The sequence below is a fragment of the Pseudoxanthomonas kalamensis DSM 18571 genome, assembly GCF_010211745.1.
GTDB classification, from domain to species: domain Bacteria; phylum Pseudomonadota; class Gammaproteobacteria; order Xanthomonadales; family Xanthomonadaceae; genus Pseudoxanthomonas_A; species Pseudoxanthomonas_A kalamensis.
In genome coordinates, this window is sequence record NZ_PDWQ01000137.1 from 1 (window position 1) to 525 (window position 525).

At 67.8% G+C, this 525-nt stretch carries 1 protein-coding gene; it reads left to right on the plus strand.

The features are described from left to right. On the plus strand, positions 1-455 hold a 455-nt coding region (locus tag CSC70_RS14400; protein WP_162457236.1), incomplete at its 5' end, for a zinc-binding dehydrogenase. Positions 456-525 lie beyond the last annotated feature (70 nt).

Consider the following 525-nt stretch of genomic DNA (forward strand, 5'->3'; position numbering starts at 1 on the left):
GCGTGGCCGAACGCGAGGCACTGGGCACCGGCAATGCGGTGTCGACCGCGCAAGGCGGTTGGCAGGACCGCGTGCGCGCGCTGGCCGGCGATGCGCCGATCGTGCGCGCGATCGACTCGGTCGCCGGCAAGGCAGCCGGCGAGCTGATGAGGTTGCTGGCCGAAGGCGGCGAGTTGATCTCGTTCGGCTCGATGACCGGCGAACCGCTGGAGATTGCCAGTGGCGATGTGATCTTCAAGCAGGCCACAGTGCGCGGCTTCTGGGGCAGCAAGGTCATGGCCGCCACCAAGTCCGAGGACAAGCGCCGCATGATCGGCGAGCTGTTGAAAGCCGCGCTCGACGGCAGCCTGGCACTGCCGGTGGAAGCGGTGTTCGACCTGGAAGACGCGGCCAAGGCGGCAGCGGCCAGTGCCGAGCCAGGACGAGGCGGCAAGATCCTGTTGCGCGCAGGTTGAGCCGCCGCAGCCGACGGGCACAATCACACGCAGCATCGTCGAAAGCCAGGCAGTCAACCTTGTGTAGGAG